Origin of the sequence: Desertivibrio insolitus, assembly GCF_017355965.1 — a bacterium.
Classification (GTDB): domain Bacteria; phylum Actinomycetota; class Actinomycetes; order Actinomycetales; family Microbacteriaceae; genus JAFIQW01.
Window position 1 is genome coordinate 76994 of record NZ_JAFIQW010000007.1, and the last position, 20161, is coordinate 97154.

Here is a 20161-nt window from a genome sequence, read left to right on the forward strand (position 1 = left end):
TCCGGCGCTCTCGTCGAGCCCCCTGGCGGCGCCCGAAAGGACCTGCATTTGTTCTCGAAGATCCTGGTAGCCAACCGCGGCGAGATCGCCATCCGTGCGTTCCGGGCCGCGTTCGAACTCGGCGCCCGCACGGTGGCGGTGTTCCCGTACGAAGACCGCAACTCTCTGCACCGCCTGAAGGCCGACGAGGCGTACCAGATCGGCGAGCCCGGGCATCCGGTGCGCGCCTACCTCGACGTGTCGGAGATCATCCGCGTCGCGAAGCTCTCGGGCGCGGACGCGATCTACCCGGGCTACGGCTTCCTCTCCGAGAACCCCGAGCTCGCCCAGGCCGCCGCCGACGCGGGCATCACGTTCATCGGCCCCGCCGCCGGCGTGCTCGAGATGGCCGGCAACAAGGTCACGGCCAAGGAGCACGCGATCGCCGCGGGCGTTCCGGTCCTGAAGTCGACCCCGGCGTCCCGCGACATCGAGGAGCTGCTCCGCGGCGCCGACGAGATCGGCTTCCCCGTCTTCGCCAAGGCCGTCGCCGGCGGTGGCGGGCGTGGCATGCGCCGCGTCGAGACCCGCGAGGAGCTGCGCGCCGCCCTCGAGGCCGCCATGCGTGAGGCCGAGAGCGCATTCGGCGACCCGACCATGTTCCTCGAGCAGGCGGTGCTGCGGCCCCGGCACATCGAGGTGCAGGTGCTCGCGGATGCCACGGGCGAGACCGTCCACCTGTTCGAGCGCGACTGCTCCGTGCAGCGCCGCAACCAGAAGGTCGTCGAGATCGCGCCGGCGCCGAACCTCGACGAGTCGATCCGCCAGGCGCTCTACCGCGACGCCATCGCGTTCGCCCGCTCGATCGGCTACGTCAACGCCGGCACCGTCGAGTTCCTCGTCGACACCGTGGGGGAGCGCGCGGGTCAGCACGTCTTCATCGAGATGAACCCCCGCATCCAGGTCGAGCACACGGTGACCGAGGAGGTCACCGACGTCGACCTCGTGCAGGCGCAGATGCGGATCGCATCGGGGGAGACCCTGGAGCAGCTCGGCCTCGAGCAGGACTCGATCCACCTGCGCGGCGCCGCCCTGCAGTGCCGCATCACGACGGAGGACCCGGCGCAGGGCTTCCGCCCCGACACCGGCAAGATCACGACGTACCGCTCGCCCGGCGGTGGCGGCATCCGCCTCGACGGCGGCACCGCGAGCGCGGGCTCGCAGATCAGCCCCCACTTCGACTCGATGCTCGTGAAGATGGTCACGCGCGGTCGCGACTTCCCGGCCGCGGTCGCCCGCGCCAAGCGCGCCCTCGCCGAGTTCCGCATCCGCGGCGTCTCCACGAACATCCCGTTCCTGCAGGCCGTGCTCGACGACCCGACCTTCGCCGCCGGCGACCTGTCGACCTCGTTCATCGACGAGCGCCCGCAGCTGTTCCAGGGCAACCGCTCGAAGGACCGCGGCACCAAGATCCTCAACTGGCTCGCGGATGTCACGGTCAACAAGCCCAACGGCGACGCCCCGACCCTCGTGCACCCGGCCGACAAGCTGCCCGTGGTCGACCTCGCCTCCACCCCGCCCGCAGGGTCCCGTCAGCGCCTCCTCGAGCTGGGGCCGCAGGGCTTCGCCCGCGCCCTGCGCGAGCAGACCGCCCTCGCCGTCACCGACACGACGATGCGCGACGCCCACCAGTCGCTCCTCGCCACCCGCGTGCGCACCCGCGACCTCGTCGCCGTCGCGCCGCACCTCGCCCGCCTCACCCCCGAGCTGCTCTCGGTCGAGGCGTGGGGTGGCGCGACCTACGACGTCGCGCTGCGCTTCCTCGGCGAGGACCCGTGGGAGCGGCTCGCCGAGCTGCGCGAGGCGCTGCCGAACATCGCGATCCAGATGCTGCTCCGCGGTCGCAACACCGTCGGCTACACGCCGTACCCGACTCAGGTGACGGACGCCTTCGTCGCCGAGGCCGCCGCGACCGGCGTCGACATCTTCCGCATCTTCGACGCGCTCAACGACGTCTCGCAGATGCGCCCTGCGATCGACGCGGTGCTCGAGACCGGCAGCACGATCGCCGAGGTGGCCGTCTGCTACACCGGCGACCTGCTGAACCCGGCCGAGGACCTCTACACCCTCGACTACTACCTCCGCCTCGCGGAGCAGATCGTCGACGCGGGCGCCCACGTGCTCGCGATCAAGGACATGGCGGGCCTCCTCCGCGCCGGCGCCGCCGAGAAGCTCGTCGCGGCGTTCCGCGAGAACTTCGACCTGCCCGTGCACGTGCACACGCACGACACCGCCGGCGGCCAGCTCGCGACCCTGCTCGCGGCCTCGCGCGCCGGCGCCGACGCGGTCGACGTCGCGAGCGCGCCCATGGCCGGCACGACGAGCCAGCCCTCGGCATCGGCCCTCGTCGCCGCGCTGGCGCACACCGAGCGCGACACCGGCCTCTCCCTCCGCGCGGTCAGCGACCTCGAGCCCTACTGGGAGGCCGTGCGCCACGTCTACGCGCCGTTCGAGTCGGGACTTCCCGGTCCGACCGGCCGCGTGTACGAGCACGAGATCCCCGGCGGGCAGCTGTCGAACCTGCGCCAGCAGGCGATCGCGCTCGGCCTCGGCGACCAGTTCGAGAAGGTCGAGGACTGGTACGCCGCCGCGAACCGCATCCTCGGCCGCCCGCCGAAGGTGACCCCGTCGTCGAAGGTCGTCGGCGACCTCGCGCTGCAGCTCGCCGCGACGAACGCCGACCCGGCGGACTTCGAGGAGAACCCGCGCAAGTACGACATCCCCGACTCGGTCATCAGCTTCATGGCCGGGGAGCTCGGCGACCTGCCCGGCGGCTGGCCCGAGCCGTTCCGCAGCAAGGTGCTCGAGGGCCGCACCGTGAAGATCGGCGTCGAGGACCTCGCTCCCGCGGATGCCGAGGCGCTGTCGGTCCCCGGTCCGCAGCGTCAGGCCACGCTGAACCGCCTGCTCTTCCCGGGGCCGACCCAGCAGTTCGGCGAGATCCGCGAACTGTTCGGCGACCTCTCCGTCGTCGAGACGGTCGACTACCTCTACGGCCTGCGCCAGGGCGCGGAGCACGTGATCGAGATCGAGAAGGGCGTCAGCCTCTACATCGGGCTCGAGGCGATCGGCGAGGCGGATGCCAAGGGCATGCGCACCGTCATGGCCACGCTCAACGGGCAGCTGCGGCCGACGTTCGTGCGCGACCGCAGTATCAAGGTCGAGACGAAGGCGGCCGAGAAGGCCGACCCCGCACGCCCCGGTCACGTCGCCGCCCCGTTCTCGGGCGTCGTCACGGTGGGCGTCGAGGAGGGCCAGCAGGTCGCCGCGGGCGAGGCCGTCGCCACGATCGAGGCGATGAAGATGGAGGCCGCGATCACCTCGCCGGTCGCCGGACGCGTCGTGCGCCTCGCCGTGCCGAAGACCCAGCAGGTCGACGCCGGCGACCTCCTCGTCGTCGTCGAGTAGGTCGCCGGAGCCGGGCCTCCGGCTGCCGGATCCGGCCGCTTCGCTAGAGTTGCCGGTACACCACCTGAAAGGGACCAGCATGATCTCTCGCCAGCGAAGGCTCGGATCAGGGCTCCTCGACCAGAAATGGGACGGCCTCGCCGGAGGCGACGCCCGCCGCGACGACGAGGAGGGCCGCGACGGCGCCGCCCTCGAGAAGACCCCGACGTTCAGCATCGACCTGCCCGCGCCCGTGCACGAGGCGCCAGAGGACGAGCTCGCCGTGACCATCGACGAGGTGCCGATCACGCCGGTGTCCGTCGACACGGGCAACCTCAGCGCGATCCGCAGCGTTCCGCTGCGCCCGACCGCCCTGCCCGCCGCCGAGGAGCCCGTCGTGATCGCGCCGCTGCCGAGCGCCGAGACGACGCCGCGCCTCGCCCGGCCGCACCTCGAGCAGCCGGAGTCGGCCTCGATGCTGACCGCGGACCGCCTGCTCGACCGCGGCCTCCGCCGCGGCGGCCCCGAGGGCGGTCTCCGGCCGCTGCTCTACCGGGCGAGCTTCGGGCTCGTCGACCTCGGCGATTCGCCCAAGGTGCGCGCCCGCAAGGAGCTCGACGCCCGCATCCACAAGCAGCTCGAGGGCGGCACGCGCTACGTGCCGATCCTCACCCGCAAGGGCGGCGTCGGTAAGACGACCATCACGACGCTGCTCGGCATGGCGCTCGCGAGCGTGCGCGAGGACCGCATCATCGCCGTCGACGCGAACCCCGACCGGGGCACCCTGTCCGAGCGCGTGCCGCGGCAGACCCGGTCGACCGTGCGCGACGTCGTCGTCAAGGCGCCGAGCGTGCAGCACTTCACCGACTTCTCGCAGCTCGTCTCGCGCGACGTCACGCGTCTCGACATCCTCGCGAGCGACACCGATCCGCTGCTGAGCGAGGCCTTCGACGAGAACGACTACAACGTCGTCGCCGACCTCGCCGCGAAGTACTACTCGATCATGCTCACCGACTGCGGCACGGGCATCGTGCACTCGGTCATGCGAGCGACGCTGCAGCGCGCCGATTCCGTGGTCATCGTGTCTGGCGGCAGCGTCGACGAGGCCCGGCTCGCCTCCGAGACGCTCACCTGGCTCGAGGCCAACGGCTACGGCGACCTCGTCGAGAACGCCGTCGTCGCGCTCAACACCGCGACGCAGGGCACCAACCTCGTCAAGCTCGACGAGATCGAGGCGCACTTCCGCTCCCGCGTGCGCGAGATCGTGCGCATCCCCTACGACCCCGTGCTCGCCGCCGGCAGCGTCGTGAACTGGCACGCGCTCCGCCCGCTGACCAAGCAGGCCGCGCGCGAACTCGCGGCGCTCGTCGTCGACGGGCTCCCCTCGGAACGGGACATCTGAGCGCAGTGCCCGACCGTCCCATCCGCCTCTTCGGCGACCCCGTCCTCCGCTCGCCCTCCGACCCCGTGAAGCTCCCCGCCGACGAGCGTGTTCGCGCGCTCGTGACCGACCTCGTCGACAGCGTCAAGGTGCCCGGCCGCGCCGGCGTCGCCGCCCCGCAGATCGGCGTCGGCCAGCGGGTCTTCAGCTACAACGTCGACGGCGAGGTCGGCTACGTCATCAACCCCGAGCTCGTGGAGGTCGGGGGAGAGCCGGAGCTCGTCGAGGAGGGCTGCCTCTCCGTGCCGGGCTTCTACTTCCCGCGCCGCCGCTACCCGTACGCGAAGGTGCGCGGCGTCGACGTCGACGGCAACGCGATCGAAGTCGAGGGCACCGGCGTGCTCGCCCAGGCGCTGCAGCACGAGACCGACCACCTCGACGGCAAGCTCTACATCGAGGGGCTCGACCCCGAGGTCAAGCGCGACGCGATGCGCCAGGTGCGCGCCGCCGACTGGTTCCGCCGCTAGGCCCACCGAGGCAGCCGAGAACGACGGATGCCCCGGGGCCGGTGGTTCACCGGGCCCGGGGCATCCGTCGTTGCGGCTCCTCCGCCCGGATCAGAGCACGAGCGAGTTGCCCTGCGTCGTGGGGACCGTCGCGTAGAGCTCGTCGATGACGGGCGCGAAGTCCTGCACGATGATGTTGCGCTTGATGCTCATCTTCGGGGTGAGGTGACCGGAAGCCTCGGTGAACTCCGTCTCGAGCACCTGGAACTTGCGGATCGACTCCGCCCGCGAGACGTGCGTGTTCGCCTCATCGATCGCGCGCTGGATCTCCGCGAGCACCTTGGGGTTCTTCGCGGCCTCGGGCAGCGGCATGTCGGCCGGCTCGCCGTTGTTGTTGAGCCACACCGGCAGCATCTCGGGGTCGAGCGTGATGAGCGCCGAGATGAACGGCCGCTTGTCGCCGACCACGACGACCTGCCCGACGAGCGGGTTGGCGCGGATGGGGTCCTCGAGCACCGCCGGAGCGACGTTCTTGCCGCCGGCGGTGACGATGATCTCCTTCTTGCGGCCGGTGATCGTGAGGTAGCCGTCGTCGTCGAGCGAGCCGATGTCGCCGGTGCGGAACCACTCGCCGTCCATCGCCTCTGCGGTGGCCGCCGGGTTGTTCCAGTAGCCGCCGAAGACGTTGACGCCCTTGATCTCGATCTCGCCGTCCTCGGCGATCCGCACGCCGACGCCCGGCAGGGCTGGACCCGTGGTGCCGATCTTGAAGCGGCTGGGCACGTTGACCGTCGCCGGAGCGGTGGTCTCGGTCAGGCCGTAGCCCTCCAGGATCCGCACGTCGAGGCTGCGGAAGAAGTGACCGAGCCGCGGCCCGAGCGGCGCGGAGCCGGAGACGGCGTAGCGCACGTTGCCGCCCATCGCCGCCCTGAGCTTGCTGTAGACGAGGCGGTCGAACAGCGCGAACTGCACCTTGAGCCCGAGCGGCACGTGCCCGGCATCCAGCGCCTTCGAGTGCTCGACGGCGACCTCGGCGGCCTTGCGGAAGATGCGGCCCTTGCCGCCGGCCTCCGCCTTCTGCTCGGCCGAGTTGTAGACCTTCTCGAACACGCGCGGCACGGCCAGGAGGAACGACGGCTTGAAGCTGCCGAGCGCGTTCAGCAGCTGCTTCGTGTCGGCCTGGTGGCCGACGCGGACGCCGGCGTGCACGCACATGATCGAGATGAACCGCGCGAACACGTGCGCGGTCGTGATGAAGAGGAGCGTGGACGCGCCGGGCGTGACGACCTCGGGCAGGGCGGCCGCGGCGTTGCGGGCCGTGTCGACGAAGTTGCGGTGCAGCAGCACGCAGCCCTTCGGCTTGCCGGTCGATCCCGACGTGTAGATGAGCGTCGCGAGGTCGTCGCCCTTCGCGAGCCTGCGGCGGCGCTCGATCTCGTCGTCGGAGACGCCGGCACCGGATGCCTCGAGCGACTCCAGCGCGCCGCTGTCGAGCTGCCACACGGTGCGCACGTGCGGCACCTCGTCGTGGATCTCGTCGAAGCGCGCGAAGTGGTCGGCGGTCTCGACGATCACGGCGACGGCGCCGGAGTCCTCGAGGTTCCATTTCACCTGGCCGGGCGAGGAGGTCTCGTAGATGGGCACGAGCACGGCCCCCGCGAAGAAGACCGCGAAGTCGAGCAGCGTCCACTCGTACTTCGTCTTGCACATGAGCCCGACGCGTTCGCCGGGCTCGATGCCCGCCGCGACGAGCCCCTTGGCGACCGCGCGGACGCGGGTCAGGAACTCCGTCGCGGTGACGTCCGACCAGCCGCCCGCCGCGGTGGGCAGGGAGAAGAGCGGGAGGTCGGGGGTCGCCCGAACGCGCTCGACGAGCAGGTCGCTGATGTTGGCCGCCGGGTCGGCGGGCACGAGGGGCGGGAGAACGTATTCGTTCACGGCAACTCCTTCGGTACCGGTATTGCCGCCAGTGTAGTGGGTGCGGTAACGCCCGCCCGCGTGGCTAGGATCGATGCTCGTGCACGCGATCGGAATTGACATCGGCGGTACCAAGATCGCGGGCGCGGTGGTCACCGAGCTCGGGGAGATCATCGCCGAGGACCGGGTCCCCACCGAGGCCGAGTCGGCCGACGGCATCGTCGATGCCGTCGTCGAGATGGTGCAGCGCTTCCGCGCCGACCACGAGGTCGTCGCGGCCGGCGTCGCCGCCGCCGGCTTCATCGACGCGGCGCAGTCGACCGTCTACTACGCGCCCAACATCGACTGGCGCAACGAGCCCCTGCGGGCCCGCCTCGCCGAGCGCATCGGCGAGCTCCCACTCACGATCGACAACGACGCCAACGCGGCCGGCTGGGCCGAGTTCCGCTTCGGCGCCGGGCGGCTCGTCAGCGACATGACGATGCTCACTATCGGCACGGGCGTCGGCGGTGCGATCGTCGCGGGCGACCTGCTGCTGCGCGGCGGCTTCGGCTCAGCCGGCGAGCTCGGTCACATGCGCGTCGTGCCGAACGGCCTGCCGTGCGGCTGCGGTGCCCGCGGCTGCATCGAGCAGTACGGCTCGGGCCGGGCGCTCCTGCGCATGGCCTCCGCCGTCGCCGACGAGGGCGGGGCGGATGCCGCGGGCCTCGTCGCCGCGCGCGAGGCGCGTCGCAGCGGCAAGCTCAAGGGCGCCGACGTCGCGAAGCTCATCGAGGCCGGCGACCCGGGCGCGCTCCGCGCCCTGCGCGAGCTCGGCGGCTGGCTCGGCCAGGCGTGCGCGTCGATCTCGGCGGTGCTCGACCCGCAGCTCTTCGTGTTCGGCGGGGGAGTGGCCGACGCCGGCGACCTCCTGCTCGACTCCGTGCGCGAGGCGTTCGAGGCCAACCAGCCCGCCCGCGGCTACCACCCGGAGCCCGAGTTCACGATCGCGGAACTCGTCAACGACGCCGGCGTGGTCGGCGCGGCCGACCTGGCGCGTCTGCGCGCCGGCATCCGCTGACTACACTCGGAACGCCGGAAGGAGGCCCCGATTGTTCTACTGGATCATGAAGAACATCATCGCGGGGCCGATCCTGCGCGGACTCTTCCGCCCGTGGGTGCACAACCTCGAGGCCGTGCCCGCGACCGGCGCCGCGATCCTCGCGTCGAACCATCTGTCGTTCATCGACTCGATCTTCCTTCCGCTCGTGCTCGACCGGCGGATCTCCTTCCTCGCCAAAAGCGACTACTTCACGGGCAAGGGGCTGAAGGGCTGGGCGACCCGCGCCTTCTTCAACGCGACCGGGCAGCTCTCGATCGACCGCTCCGGCGGCAAGGCGTCGGAGGCCTCGCTCAACACCGGTCTCGGCGTGCTCGCCCGCGGTGAGCTGCTCGGCATCTACCCCGAGGGCACCCGCAGCCCCGACGGCAAGATGTACCGCGGCCGCACGGGCGTCGCACGGATGATCCTCGAGGCCGGCGTGCCCGTCATCCCGGTCGCGATGATCGACACGGAGAAGGTCATGCCGATCGGCACGCGCATCCCCAAGGTGCAGCGCATCGGCATCGTCTTCGGCGAGCCCCTCGACTTCTCGCGCTTCGCGCACCTCGAGGACGACCGCTTCATCCTTCGCTCGATCACGGACGAGATCATGTACGAGCTCAACCGGCTGTCGGGCCAGGAGTATCGCGACGTCTATGCGTCGACGGTCAAGGAGCGGATGGCCTCGAAGGCCGCCGCGACGAAGACCGTCGCCTCCCGCTGACGCCGCGCCGCCCGCGGCATCCGCCCCTCCCACCCGCTAGGCTCACAGGCGGCTTTTCCGCCGCCGTACCGTTGACAAGGACACATCCCGTGGTCTACACCTCCGAACCCGTCGTGCTGCCCGAACCCGCAGTTGTCGCTGGGCTCGACCACTGGCGCACCCTGCCGATCAAGCAGCAGCCGACCTGGCCGTCGGCCGAGGAGGCCGCCGCCGCGTCCGCCGAGATCGCGACCATGCCGCCGCTCGTCTTCGCGGGCGAGGTCGACCAGCTGCGCGAGCGACTGGCGCGCGCGGCCCAGGGCCGTGCCTTCCTGCTGCAGGGCGGCGACTGCGCCGAGACCTTCGCCGGCGCGACCGCGGACCAGATCCGCAACCGGGTCAAGACGATCCTGCAGATGGCCGTCGTGCTGACCTACGGCGCCTCGATGCCCGTCATCAAGATGGGCCGCATGGCGGGCCAGTTCGCCAAGCCGCGCTCGAGCGACACCGAGACCCGAGGCGGCGTCACCCTGCCGGCCTACCGCGGCGACATCGTCAACGGCTACGACTTCACGCCGGAGTCGCGCAACGCCGACCCGGCCCGCCTGGTGCGCGGCTACCACACGGCCGCGTCGACCCTGAACCTCATCCGCGCGTTCACGCAGGGCGGTTTCGCCGACCTGCGCCAGGTGCACAGCTGGAACAAGGGCTTCGCCCAGAACCCCGCCAACGCCCGCTACGAGCACCTCGCGCGCGAGATCGACCGCGCCATCAAGTTCATGGAGGCCGCCGGCGCCGACTTCGACGAGCTCAAGCGCGTCGAGTTCTACGCGAGCCACGAGGGCCTTCTCATGGACTACGAGCGCCCCATGACGCGGATCGATTCCCGCACGGGCCTGCCGTACGACACGTCCGCGCACTTCCTCTGGATCGGCGAGCGCACTCGCGAACTCGACGGCGCGCACGTCGACTTCTTCTCGCGCGTCCGCAACCCCATCGGCGTCAAGCTCGGCCCGTCGACCACACCCGAGGCGATGGAGCGGCTGATCGACAAGCTCGACCCCGAGCGCGAGCCCGGCCGCCTCACCTTCATCACGCGGATGGGCGCCGGCAAGATCCGCGACGCCCTGCCGCCGCTGCTCGAGCACATCAAGACCCTGGACGCCACGCCGCTCTGGGTCACCGACCCGATGCACGGCAACGGGCTCACGACGCCGACCGGCTACAAGACGCGTCGCTTCGACGACGTCGTCGACGAGGTGCGCGGCTTCTTCGAGTCGCACCGCGCCGTCGGCACGTTCCCCGGCGGCATCCACGTGGAGCTCACGGGCGACGACGTGACCGAGTGCCTCGGCGGGTCGGAGCAGATCGACGAGGAGACCCTCGCGACGCGCTACGAGTCGCTGTGCGACCCGCGCCTCAACCACATGCAGTCGCTCGAGCTCGCGTTCCTCGTGGCCGAGGAGCTCGGCGGCACGGCGCCGACGACCGCGGCGCTCTAGCTCGCACACGACGAAGCGCCCGGGCGGATGATCCGCCCGGGCGCTTTCTCGTCGCGGGCCTAGCCCGGCGCGAGCGCGCGTCGGGCGCGCTGGCGCCTGAAGGATCAGACCGACCCGGTGATGGTGATGGTGCTGCCCTTCTTGACCTCCTGGCCGGCGCCGGGGTTGCTGCCGGTCACGGGGATGAAGCCCCAGCCGCTACGCGGGATGTCGGAGTTGACGGTCACGCTGAAGCCGGCGGCCTCGAGGGTCGAGACGGCCTCGGTGATGACCATGCCGCGCACGTTCGGCACCTCGACGAGCTCGGGCCCGAGCGAGACGATGAGCTTGATCGTCCCTCCGGGGCGCAGCGGGTCGTCGTAACGGTAGTTGACCATCGCGCCCTCGGCGACGCTGTCGCTGTACCAGTACTCGTACTCGGGATCGACGGTGAGGCCGAGTTCCTGCAGACGCGGGATCACGTCCTCCGGGTCGTCGCCGATCGTGTACGGCAGCGAGCCGGCCGAGACGTCGAGGTACACGGTCGACTGCTCGAACCAGGTGCCGGACGACGTGAGCGGGTCGGTGAGCGCCTCGTCGCGGTAGGCGCCCATGACCGTGCCCTCGGGCACATCCCACGAGAACTGGCGCGCGACGTTCTCCGCGACGACGAAGTTCGCGTCGGTGAGCTGCTGGACGGCCTGGTCCTGCGGCAGGTTCGTGACGTCGAGCGTCGGCACCTCCGCCGGTCCGGACGACACCACGAGGGTCACCTCGGTGCCGCGCACGAGGCTCTCGCCGGCATCCGGAGTCGTGCGGAGCACCAGCCCCTCGTCGATCTCTGGCGACGTCTCCGGCTGGGTTTCGTCGGCGACCGCGAGGCCGAGCGCCTCGAGCTCGGCGCGGGCGTCGTCGGGCGTCGCGCTGACGAGGCTCGGCACCGTGACCTGGCCGCCCGGCCCAGGGCCGAAGTACCAGCCGGTGCCCGCCGCGAGGGCGGTCAGCAGCACGAGCAGCCCGGCGATCCACGCGCCCCGGCGGCGGCGATTGCTCGCGACGGCGGTGAGTGCGGCGACGGGGGAGGTGGCCGCCGCGTCGCGAGCGGGCTTCTCCTTCTTCTGCTTCCGCTTCTCGACGGGAGCGGGACGCAGCACCTGCGTCGCGGCCTCGGCGCCGCTGCGGAGGGCCGCCGGCAGCACCGCGGTCCGGTTCAGCGAGGGCTGCGGTCCGGAGTGGCCGTGCAGCACGCGCTGCACCTCGAACAGCTGGTCGAGCATGACCCGGGCGTCGCGGGGACGCTCGTCGGGCTCGCGCGCGGTCGCCCACTGCACGAGCTCGTCGAGCTCGGCGGGCACGGAGGGGTTCGCCGTCGACGGCGTCGGCACCGTGTCGTTCGCGTGCTGGTAGGCGATCTGCATCGGCTGGTCGCCCTTGAAGGGCTGCTCGCCGGTGAGCATCTCGTAGAGCATGATGCCGACCGCGTAGATATCGCTGCGGGTGTCGGCGATGCCACGGGTGACGAGCTCGGGGGAGAGGTATGCGATCGTGCCGAGCAGCGCGGCACCGGTGGCGGTGTTCGCGGTCGCGGCGCGGGCGAGGCCGAAGTCGCCGATCTTGATGCGGCCGTCGTCGGCGAGCAGCACGTTCTCGGGCTTCAGGTCGCGGTGCACGATGCCGGCCTTGTGCGCGGCGGCCAGCCCGGAGAGCACGGCCTCGAGGATGTCGAGGCTCTGCTCGGGCGTGAGCACCTTGTGCTCCTTGAGCAGCTCCCGCAGCGTGATGCCGGGCAGGTACTCCATGACGAGGTACGCCATGTCGAGTTCCTGGCCCTGGTCGAAGACCCCGACGACGTTCGGGTGCGACAGCCGCGCGGCCGAGCGGGCCTCCTGGATGAAGCGCTGCTTGAAGGCGACGTCGTCGGCGAGGTGGTGGTGCATCACCTTCATCGCGACGCGGCGCTCGAGGCGTAGATCGGTCGCGAGGTACACGGTCGCCATGCCACCGCGGGCGATGCGTGAGCGCACCTGATAGCGGCCGTCGATCAGACGGCCGATCATGGGATCGGTCGTGTTCGTGCTGCTCACGGCCGAGAGTCTACGAAGACGGATGCCGCGGGGCGGTCCTTGACACGGCGTTCCGGCAACTGACCGCCGCTCAGCCGAGCTGGTCGAGCCACGCCCACGCCGACTTCTCCCACTTCGCGTACGCGTCGGGGTGCGCCGAGACCTGCACGGCCTGGGCGGCGCGGGTCACCGTCATCGACGACCAGCCGCGGATGTCGAGCAGCCCCGGGGCATCCGGAGTGCCCTTGAAGAAGAGGTACGTCGCGTGCCGTCGCTTCATGAGGTCGTCGCGCTCGCCCCAGCCCTGGCTCGGGCGCTGCTGGAAGAGCCCCACCGAGTCGCGGTCGCCGTGGTCGATGTTGCGGAGGCTCGACTCCTGCATGGCGGTCGCGAGTGCGATGACGATGCCGTAGTCGCTGACGCCGAGCTCGCGCGCGACGTCGATGATGATGCCGGCGTTCTCGCGCTGCGGCGCGTTGAGGGCCACCACCGTCGACGCGGGGGTCTTCGCGGGGATGGTCAGCGTGCGGCCGGGGAAGATGATGCTCGACCAGGTGAGCCCGTTGGCGTCGAGCAGGGCCTGCTGGCGCACGCCGAAGCGTTCGGCGATCGACTCGATCGTGTCGCCCTTCGCGATCGTGTAGCGGCCCGCGGTCGCGGTGGGGCTCGTGCTGGCGGTCGACGCGGCGGCGGCCGCGCTCGGCAGCACGAGCGTCTGGCCGGGGTGGATCAGGGTCGACCAGCCGAGGCCGTTGGCGGTGAGCACCGAGACCGTCGAGAGGCCGTAGCGGCCGGCGATCGCGCTGATCGTCTCGCCGGCGCGGACCGTGTGGGTCGCGGGCACTGCCGCCGTCTTCACAGGGGCGGCGTGGCGCGCGACGGGGGCGACGTGGCTCGCGACGGGAGCGACGCGGGCGGCGGTGCGCGCGGAGGGCTGGGGGGAGGTGGCCGCGTGCCGACGGGTGTCGTCAGCCTGAGCGGGAGTCGGAGCGACGAGGCTGACGGCGACGGCGCCGACGATCGCGATCGGCAGGGTGGCTGCCGCCCGGTTGTTGCGGTTCCTGCCGGTTCGTCCGGTCGCACCCGTGTCGTTCATCGAAGCCCTCCCCTTGGCTCGCTGGACCATTCCCCGGGAAACGCTGTCACAGCAGTAGGGGCGTGTCAACGCGAGTGACGGATGTGACGACCGTTATATTGCGCCGCGCTCCGGTCGGCTCGGCTCCCCGGCGCCGGGTCTGGCACTCTAGGGACCGTGAGCGATGCCGCAGAGATCTCCTGGCTGACCGTTCCCGACCTCGTCGAGCGGCTGGGCGTCGGCCCCGGCCGCATCCGCCGCCTCATCGAGGAGAGGATCCTCCTCGCGCAGCGGCGCGACGGCGTGCTCAAGGTGCCCGAGCTGTTCCTCTCGGGCGACGAGCCGCTGCACGAACTGCGCGGCACACTGATCGTGCTCGCCGACGCCGGCTTCACCGACGACGAGGCGATGAACTGGCTGCTCGCCAAGGACGACACGCTCGGCACGAGCCCGATCGAGGCGCTGCGTAGCGGGCGCAAGGCCGAGGTGCGCCGCGTCGCCCAGGCACTCGGCTTCTAGGGGACGCTGCGGCGGGCGCCTCAGGAGGTGCGGCGGCTCGCCCGGTCGGCGAGCTCGAGCAGGCGCTCCCGAGCGACCTCGGTGATCGGTGCCGTGCGCACCGCGGACGTCGCGAGCCCGACGTTGTAGGCAATGAGCTTCTCCACCGCGTCGACCGCGCCGCTGTCGCGGATGGCGAGTTGCAGCATCCGGATCTGCTCGTCGTCGAGCGCGGGGTCGCCGAGCAGTTCGTCGAGCAGTCGCCGGCCCGTCGGGGGCAGCTTCGCCCGGGCGATCGCGATGAGCACGGTGCGCTTGCCCTCGCGCAGATCGTCGCCGCTCGGTTTGCCCGTCGTCGCGGGGTCGCCGAAGACCCCGAGCAGGTCGTCACGCAACTGGAACGCGACGCCCAGCGGGAGGCCGAAGTCGCTGAGCGCGGTGAGCTGCTCCTGCGTCGCGCCGCCCATGGCGGCCCCGATCAGCAGCGGGGCCTCGACGGAGTACTTCGCCGACTTGTAGACGATGACGCGCTGTGCCCGGGGGAGCAGGTCCGACTCCGCCTGCACCGACCAGGACCGCTCCTCGAGGATGTCGAGGTACTGCCCGGCCGTGACCTCCGTGCGCATGCGGTTGAACTCCGTGCGCGCGGCACGCGACGCCGCCGGGTTCGTGAGCAGGGAGAGGGCCTGGTCGAACACCTCGTCGCTCCAGACGAGCAGGAGGTCGCCGAGGAGGATCGCGGAGGAGCGCCCGAAGTCGGAGCCGTCGCCGGTCCAGCCCGAGGTGCCGTGCAGGCCCTCGAAGCGGCGGTGCGCCGCGGGAAGGCCGCGGCGGGTGTCGCTGCGGTCGATGATGTCGTCGTGCACGAGGGCCGCGGCCTGGAAGAACTCGAGGGCGCTGGCCGCGAGCACGACCGCTTCGAGGTCGCCCGTGCCGCTGCCGATCGGCTCGACGGGCTCGCCGCAGACGGCCTGCCAGCCCCAGTAGCAGAACAGCGCGCGGAACCTCTTGCCGCCCCTGAGCAGCTCGCGGCCCCAGTCGGCGAACGGAGCCAGCTCGGGGGTGATATCGAGAAGAGTCGCAGCCTGCGCGTCTAGCGTCTCATCAATGCGCGACTGGATGACATCGACCAACCGCGTACTCTCAGCCACGCGCCTAGCCTAGCCGCGGGGCGGGGACTTACAATCGAGACCCATTCGATGCGTCGATCCCGTGAAACGAGGGGAACAAGATGCCACTTTCCGAGCAGGAGCAGCGCCTTCTCGAGGAGATGGAGCGCAGCCTCTACCAGAACGATGCCGACTTCGTGGCAACGGTCGGTGCTTCTCGTGGCCGGGTCAACTACACGATGCTCGTCGTCGGGATCCTCGTCGGCGTGCTCGGCGTGGCCGCCCTGGTCACCGGCGTCGTGATCCAGCAGACCGTCGTCGGCATCCTCGGCTTCGTCGTGATGTTCGTGGGCGTCCTGCTCGCCGTCACCCCCTCGCGCCGCATGCCCGCCCCGTCCGCCCGCTCGGCGTCGAGCGGTCGTGCGCCTCGCGGACGCGCCTCCTTCATGGACCGCATCAACGAGCGCTGGGACCGTCGGATGGACGACCGCGAACGCTGATCGCCAACTGAACCTCTAGAAAGGGTCGGCCTACGGGCCGGCCCTTTTCCCGTTTTCCGGCGCCGACCGGACTAGGCACGGCCCGAGCGAACGTTCCGCCGCGCGCTCTGCGGTGCCCTCTCGGAGCCTGTCCTCCCTTCCGCTCCACGCGCCGCGACGCCCGTCATTCCGGGCGCTCCCGTGCCCGCTGCCGGATGACGCGCCCGTGACCCCCGAACGCCGGCTGCCGCGGAGGGCTGCCGCATCCACCTCGAGCTCCCGCATTCCTCCACTGTCCTCCCCGCGGATCCTCCATCCGGCTCCACTTCGACTGCGAGCGCCGTAAAACAGCCGCGCTTTCTTCGCGCGAGCGGCTATCGCGGCGCCGGAAGGGGCGAGCGGGAGTCCGGCCGCCCCCATTCCCCTCCACCGTGCTCCTGCCGCGGAATTCCGGGGCAGAAGCAGTGCCGTTACCCGTGAAATGGGGGTGAACTCTTCCGTTCGGTGGTGCTGAGTGGAGTAGAGTGGAGGAGAATTCCACGTGGCCGGACGGGAAGAGGGGGTGCGCCATGTTCCTGGGCACCTACTCGCCCAAGCTCGACGAGAAGGGGCGCATCATCCTTCCGGCCAAGTTCTGGGCAGAGCTCGAGGGCGGCGTCGTCCTCACTCGCGGCCAGGAGCGGTGCGTCTACGTCTTCAGCCGTGGCGAGTTCGAGCGCATGCACGAGGCGATCCGGCAGTCGCCCGTCACCAACAAGGGCGCCCGCGACTACATGCGTCTGTTCCTCTCGGGCGCGAGCGACGAGGTCCCCGACAAGCAGCGCCGCGTCACGATCCCCGCGCACCTGCGCACCTGGGCGGGTCTCGACCGCGAGCTCGTCGTGATCGGCGCCGGCAACCGCGCCGAGATCTGGGACGCCGAGGCCTGGAACGCCTACTACGAGGAGCAGGAGGCGGCCTTCGCCGACACCACCGAGGAGGTGATCCCGGGACTGTTCTGACCCTTCGGGCGTGACTCCCAGCCGATCGCCCTGGCACACCTTCCCCGGTGCCAGGTCGGGCCGGATGGGGATCAGGCCCTGAGGTTCCAGAACGAGGGAACAGGATGAACGAGATCCACACCCCGGTGATGCTCGAGCGGACCGTCGAGCTGCTCGCCCCGGCGCTCTCCGCCCCCGGCGCCGTGCTCGTCGACGCCACCCTCGGCATGGGTGGCCACTCGGAGGCCTTCCTCCGTCGCTTCCCCGAACTGCACCTCGTCGGCCTCGACCGCGACACCGACGCGATCGCGATCGCCGAGGCGCGACTGGCCCCGTTCGCCGACCGCGTCGACCTCGTGCACACCGTCTACGACGGGCTGCCCGACGCCCTGGAGTCCCTCGGCATCGACAGCGTGCAGGGCGTGCTGTTCGACCTCGGCGTCTCCTCGCTGCAGCTCGACCGGGTCGAGCGCGGATTCTCGTACTCCCAGGACGCCCCGCTCGACATGCGGATGGACGCGACGAGCGAGCTGACCGCGGCGAAGGTGCTGGCCGAGTACTCCGAGGCGGACCTCCGCCGCATCTTCTACGAGTACGGCGACGAGAAGCTCGCGCCGCGCTACGCCCGGCGGATCGTCGAGCGCCGCGCCGTCACCCCGTTCGAGCGCTCCGGCGACCTCGTCGACGTGATCCAGGCCGCCACCCCCGCAGCGGTCGCCCGCAGCGGCCACCCCGCCAAGCGCGTCTTCCAGGCCCTCCGCATCGAGGTCAACCAGGAGCTCTCCGTGCTGGAGCGGGCGATCCCCGCCGCCCTCGAGGCACTCTCCGTCGGCGGACGCATCGTCGTGCTGGCGTACCAGTCGCTCGAGGACCGGATCGTCAAGCGGCAGCTGGCCGCCGCCTCGACCTCCACCTCGCCGGCCGGGCTGCCCGTCGAGCTGCCCGACCACGCCCCCACCTTCAAACTCCTCGTCCGCGGCGCCGAGCTCGCGAGCGACGAGGAGAAGCGCCAGAACCCCAGAGCCACCCCGGTGCGGCTGCGTGCCGCCGAACGGTTGAGGAGTGCCTCATGAGCACCGCGAATCTCGCCTTCACCCTGCCCGCCCCGGAGGTCCCGGCCGAGGAGCAGCGGACGAGACACATCGAGGTCGTCCCGAGCAGGTCCCAGCGCCGCGCGCGCCCGCGCCTGGTCTACGCGGTGACGGCGGTCGTCGGCGTCGTCGGGGTGCTGTTCGGGCAGCTCGGCCTCAGCATCCTGCTCGCCGACAACACCTACGAGATCTCCTCGCTGCGCTCCGAGCAGCAGCAGCTGACCCGCGACGAGGCGGCGCTCTCCGAGAAGCTCAACGTGCTCTCCTCGCCGCAGCACCTCTCCGACGAGGCCGTCGCACTCGGCATGGTCTCCGACGCGAGCCCCGTGTTCTTCGATCTCGCCACGGGCGCCGTGCTCGGCGAGGCGACGCCCGCCGAGGGCGACGTCGAGCGCCAGTTCGAGTCGGGGCTCACCCCGAACGAGGCCCTCGCCGGCATCCCCGTCGGCGCCGCCGCAGCCGAGCAGCAGCAGCAGCAGCCGACGCAGCCGGTCGTCGCCGAGGAGACGGATGCCGCGGCGTCCGCCCCGGTTCCGGCCGCGCCCGCGCAAAACGCCGAGGAGGCTCCCGCGGACTCGCTGCCCGCGCCGCAGACTCACTGACGGGGCGACCCGACCGCCGCAACCGAAGGAGTTCCATGCCAAGGGCTCAGCGAAGCCTGCGCGCCCGTCTCGCGCTGACCCTCGTCGTCGTGCTCGCCGTGGTGACCGTCTTCGTGGTGCGGCTGATCGACATCCAGGTCGTGCAGGCCGCGGCGCTCAACGAGCAGTCGACGAGCCGGCGCAGCGTGCCCGTGACGACCTACGCGCCCCGCGGCGAGATCATCGACTCCACCGGCAAGGTGCTCGCCGACAGCACGGACCGCTGGGACATCACGGCGTCGCCGCGCTACGCGCTCGCCAGCACGAAGCATCCGGTGCAGGAGAGCGCCGAGGCGATCGCCGCGATCACGGGTCAGGACCCGGCCGAGATCGTCGCGGCGCTCCAGGCCAAGCCCGACGCCGACCACGCCTACGTGAGCCGCTCCGTCTCCCTCGACCAGCTCCGGCGCATCAAGGAGCTCGACATCTCGTGGCTCTACGACGAGTACCGCCCGAGCCGGAACTACCCCCAGGGCTCGGTCGCGGGCAACCTCGTCGGCTTCATCGGCACGGACGGTCCCCAGGCAGGCCTCGAGCTCAGCGAGAACGACTGCCTGGCCTCGACGAACGGCGTCTCCACCTACGAGCGCGGCGCCGACGGGGTCCGCCTGCCCGGCAGCACCGTCACCGAGACCCAGGCGCAGCCGGGCGGCACCCTCCAGCTCACGATCGACAGCGACCTGCAGTACTTCGTGCAGCAGGCGATCGGCCAGCAGGCCAACGCGCTCGGCGCCGAGTCGGCGACCGCGGTCGTGATGAAGGCCTCGAGCGGCGAGCTGCTCGCCGTCGCCGACTATCCGAGCGTCGACCCGAACAACGTCGACGGCGTCGACATCCGCTACCTCGGCTCGCTGGCCTTCTCGACCCCGTTCGAGCCCGGCTCGACCTTCAAGGCGCTCACCGCCGCGACCCTGCTCGACAAGGGCGTCGTCTCGCCGACGAGCAAGATCGTCGCACCGTACGAGCTCGAGGTCGGCGACGGCACGATCAAGGACTCGTTCGTGCACGGCGACCTCAACCTGACCCTCACGGGCGTGCTGCAGAACTCGTCGAACACCGGCATCGCGCAGCTCGCGGAGTACATGCCCGCGTCCCAGCGCTACGAGTACATCGAGCGCTTCGGTATCGGCACGAGAACCGAGGTGGGTTTCAACGGCGAGTCACCGTCGCCGCTCCGCCCCTTCGAGGACTGGGACTCCCGCACCGCGCTCAACTCGACCTTCGGCCAGGGCGTCGTCGCGACGAGCGTGCAGGTCGCGAGCATCTACCAGACCCTTGCGAACAACGGCGTGCGGATGCCCGTGACGCTCGTCAAGGGCTGCCAGCTGCCCGACGGCAGCTGGGTCGACACGCCGACGGGGGAGGGCACCCGCGTCGTGTCCGAGTACGCCGCCGACACGACCGTGCACATGCTCGAATCGGTCGTGCAGGACGGCTTCCTGGCGAAGTCGCTGACGATCGACGGCTACCGCGTCGCCGCGAAGTCGGGAACCGCCGAGATCGCGGAGGGCGGCGTCTACACGTCCGACCGCGTGATCTCCATCGCAGGCATGGCTCCCGCTGAGAACCCTGAGTACGTCGTCGTCGTGACCCTCACGAAGCCGGATACGATCAAGACGTCGGCCGGAGCGGCTCCGACCTTCCGTGAGATCATGAGCCACGTGCTCACGACGTACCGGGTGCCGCCGTCGACGGACCCGGCAGAGCTGTACCCCGCCACCTGGTGAGTG

At 71.0% G+C, this 20161-nt stretch carries 16 protein-coding genes; 12 read left to right on the top strand and 4 right to left on the bottom strand.

The genetic code is table 11. From position 1 onward, the window contains the following. The first annotated feature begins 48 nt into the window (after positions 1 to 48). From JUB10_RS14155 to JUB10_RS14165, 3 genes are all read left to right on the top strand, one after another. On the top strand, positions 49 to 3447 hold the full coding sequence (locus JUB10_RS14155; protein WP_207457794.1) for a pyruvate carboxylase: 3399 nt from the start codon (positions 49 to 51) through the stop codon (positions 3445 to 3447). A gap of 79 nt (positions 3448 to 3526) precedes the next feature. Continuing rightward, positions 3527 to 4828: a MinD/ParA family ATP-binding protein gene (locus JUB10_RS14160; protein ID WP_207457796.1), complete on the top strand. Its 1302-nt coding sequence runs from the start codon at positions 3527 to 3529 to the stop codon at positions 4826 to 4828. A 5-nt stretch (positions 4829 to 4833) separates the two neighbouring features. Next, positions 4834 to 5334 carry a peptide deformylase gene (locus tag JUB10_RS14165; RefSeq protein WP_207457797.1) on the top strand — a complete coding sequence of 167 codons (501 nt, stop codon included), beginning with the start codon at positions 4834 to 4836 and terminating at the stop codon, positions 5332 to 5334. 90 nt (positions 5335 to 5424) lie between these two features. Here the strand turns inward: JUB10_RS14165 and JUB10_RS14170 are convergent, their stop codons facing one another. After that, complete coding sequence (locus JUB10_RS14170) at positions 5425 to 7251, bottom strand: AMP-dependent synthetase/ligase (RefSeq protein ID WP_207457799.1); 1827 nt, start codon at positions 7249 to 7251, stop codon at positions 5425 to 5427. 79 nt (positions 7252 to 7330) lie between these two features. Here JUB10_RS14170 and JUB10_RS14175 point away from each other — a divergent pair, with 79 nt between their 5' ends. From JUB10_RS14175 to JUB10_RS14185, 3 genes are all read left to right on the top strand, one after another. Beyond that, on the top strand, positions 7331 to 8290 hold the full coding sequence (locus JUB10_RS14175; protein ID WP_207457807.1) for an ROK family glucokinase: 960 nt from the start codon (positions 7331 to 7333) through the stop codon (positions 8288 to 8290). Between the two features lie 31 nt (positions 8291 to 8321). Then, entirely contained in the window at positions 8322 to 9035 is a 714-nt protein-coding gene (locus JUB10_RS14180) for a lysophospholipid acyltransferase family protein (protein WP_207457809.1), read from the top strand. An 89-nt stretch (positions 9036 to 9124) separates the two neighbouring features. Then, positions 9125 to 10516 (top strand): class II 3-deoxy-7-phosphoheptulonate synthase, encoded by a 1392-nt coding sequence (locus tag JUB10_RS14185; RefSeq protein ID WP_207457811.1) that lies wholly within the window; start codon positions 9125 to 9127, stop codon positions 10514 to 10516. 104 nt (positions 10517 to 10620) lie between these two features. Here the strand turns inward: JUB10_RS14185 and pknB are convergent, their stop codons facing one another. Beyond that, entirely contained in the window at positions 10621 to 12552 is a 1932-nt protein-coding gene (pknB, locus tag JUB10_RS14190) for a Stk1 family PASTA domain-containing Ser/Thr kinase (protein ID WP_207457885.1), read from the bottom strand. 97 nt (positions 12553 to 12649) lie between these two features. Beyond that, positions 12650 to 13654 (bottom strand): LysM peptidoglycan-binding domain-containing protein, encoded by a 1005-nt coding sequence (locus JUB10_RS14195; RefSeq protein ID WP_242682692.1) that lies wholly within the window; start codon positions 13652 to 13654, stop codon positions 12650 to 12652. A 156-nt stretch (positions 13655 to 13810) separates the two neighbouring features. On the opposite strand from JUB10_RS14195, the gene JUB10_RS14200 reads away from it, so the two are divergent. Beyond that, positions 13811 to 14152, top strand: coding sequence for an Rv2175c family DNA-binding protein (locus JUB10_RS14200; protein WP_207457813.1), 342 nt, complete (start codon positions 13811 to 13813; stop codon positions 14150 to 14152). A 20-nt stretch (positions 14153 to 14172) separates the two neighbouring features. Here JUB10_RS14200 and JUB10_RS14205 read toward each other — a convergent pair whose 3' ends face one another. Then, positions 14173 to 15282 carry a polyprenyl synthetase family protein gene (locus JUB10_RS14205; RefSeq protein WP_207457814.1) on the bottom strand — a complete coding sequence of 370 codons (1110 nt, stop codon included), beginning with the start codon at positions 15280 to 15282 and terminating at the stop codon, positions 14173 to 14175. Between the two features lie 80 nt (positions 15283 to 15362). On the opposite strand from JUB10_RS14205, the gene JUB10_RS14210 reads away from it, so the two are divergent. The 5 genes from JUB10_RS14210 (at position 15363) to JUB10_RS14230 (ending at position 20158) form a co-directional block, all read left to right on the top strand. Next, positions 15363 to 15740, top strand: coding sequence for a DUF3040 domain-containing protein (locus JUB10_RS14210; RefSeq protein ID WP_207457815.1), 378 nt, complete (start codon positions 15363 to 15365; stop codon positions 15738 to 15740). 548 nt (positions 15741 to 16288) lie between these two features. Further along, the gene (gene mraZ / locus JUB10_RS14215; RefSeq protein ID WP_207457816.1) at positions 16289 to 16720 is read left to right on the top strand and encodes a division/cell wall cluster transcriptional repressor MraZ; all 432 of its coding nucleotides are present in this window, start codon (positions 16289 to 16291) and stop codon (positions 16718 to 16720) included. 104 nt (positions 16721 to 16824) lie between these two features. Further along, complete coding sequence (gene rsmH / locus JUB10_RS14220) at positions 16825 to 17772, top strand: 16S rRNA (cytosine(1402)-N(4))-methyltransferase RsmH (RefSeq protein WP_207457817.1); 948 nt, start codon at positions 16825 to 16827, stop codon at positions 17770 to 17772. Beyond that, entirely contained in the window at positions 17769 to 18392 is a 624-nt protein-coding gene (locus JUB10_RS14225; protein ID WP_207457819.1) for a hypothetical protein, read from the top strand. Before rsmH ends, JUB10_RS14225 begins: the two co-directional genes overlap by 4 nt. Positions 18393 to 18427: 35 nt before the next feature. Continuing rightward, entirely contained in the window at positions 18428 to 20158 is a 1731-nt protein-coding gene (locus JUB10_RS14230; RefSeq protein ID WP_207457821.1) for a peptidoglycan D,D-transpeptidase FtsI family protein, read from the top strand. The last annotated feature ends 3 nt before the right edge of the window (positions 20159 to 20161 follow it).

Coding starts and splice junctions, on each gene's coding strand:
- JUB10_RS14160 (WP_207457796.1), top strand. CDS start 3,527: ATGATCTCTCGCCAGCGAAGGCTCGGATCAGGGCTCCTCGACCAGAAA.
- pknB (WP_207457885.1), bottom strand. CDS start 12,552: ATGATCGGCCGTCTGATCGACGGCCGCTATCAGGTGCGCTCACGCATC.
- JUB10_RS14195 (WP_242682692.1), bottom strand. CDS start 13,654: ATGAACGACACGGGTGCGACCGGACGAACCGGCAGGAACCGCAACAAC.
- JUB10_RS14210 (WP_207457815.1), top strand. CDS start 15,363: ATGCCACTTTCCGAGCAGGAGCAGCGCCTTCTCGAGGAGATGGAGCGC.
- mraZ (WP_207457816.1), top strand. CDS start 16,289: ATGTTCCTGGGCACCTACTCGCCCAAGCTCGACGAGAAGGGGCGCATC.
- rsmH (WP_207457817.1), top strand. CDS start 16,825: ATGAACGAGATCCACACCCCGGTGATGCTCGAGCGGACCGTCGAGCTG.
- JUB10_RS14225 (WP_207457819.1), top strand. CDS start 17,769: ATGAGCACCGCGAATCTCGCCTTCACCCTGCCCGCCCCGGAGGTCCCG.
- JUB10_RS14230 (WP_207457821.1), top strand. CDS start 18,428: ATGCCAAGGGCTCAGCGAAGCCTGCGCGCCCGTCTCGCGCTGACCCTC.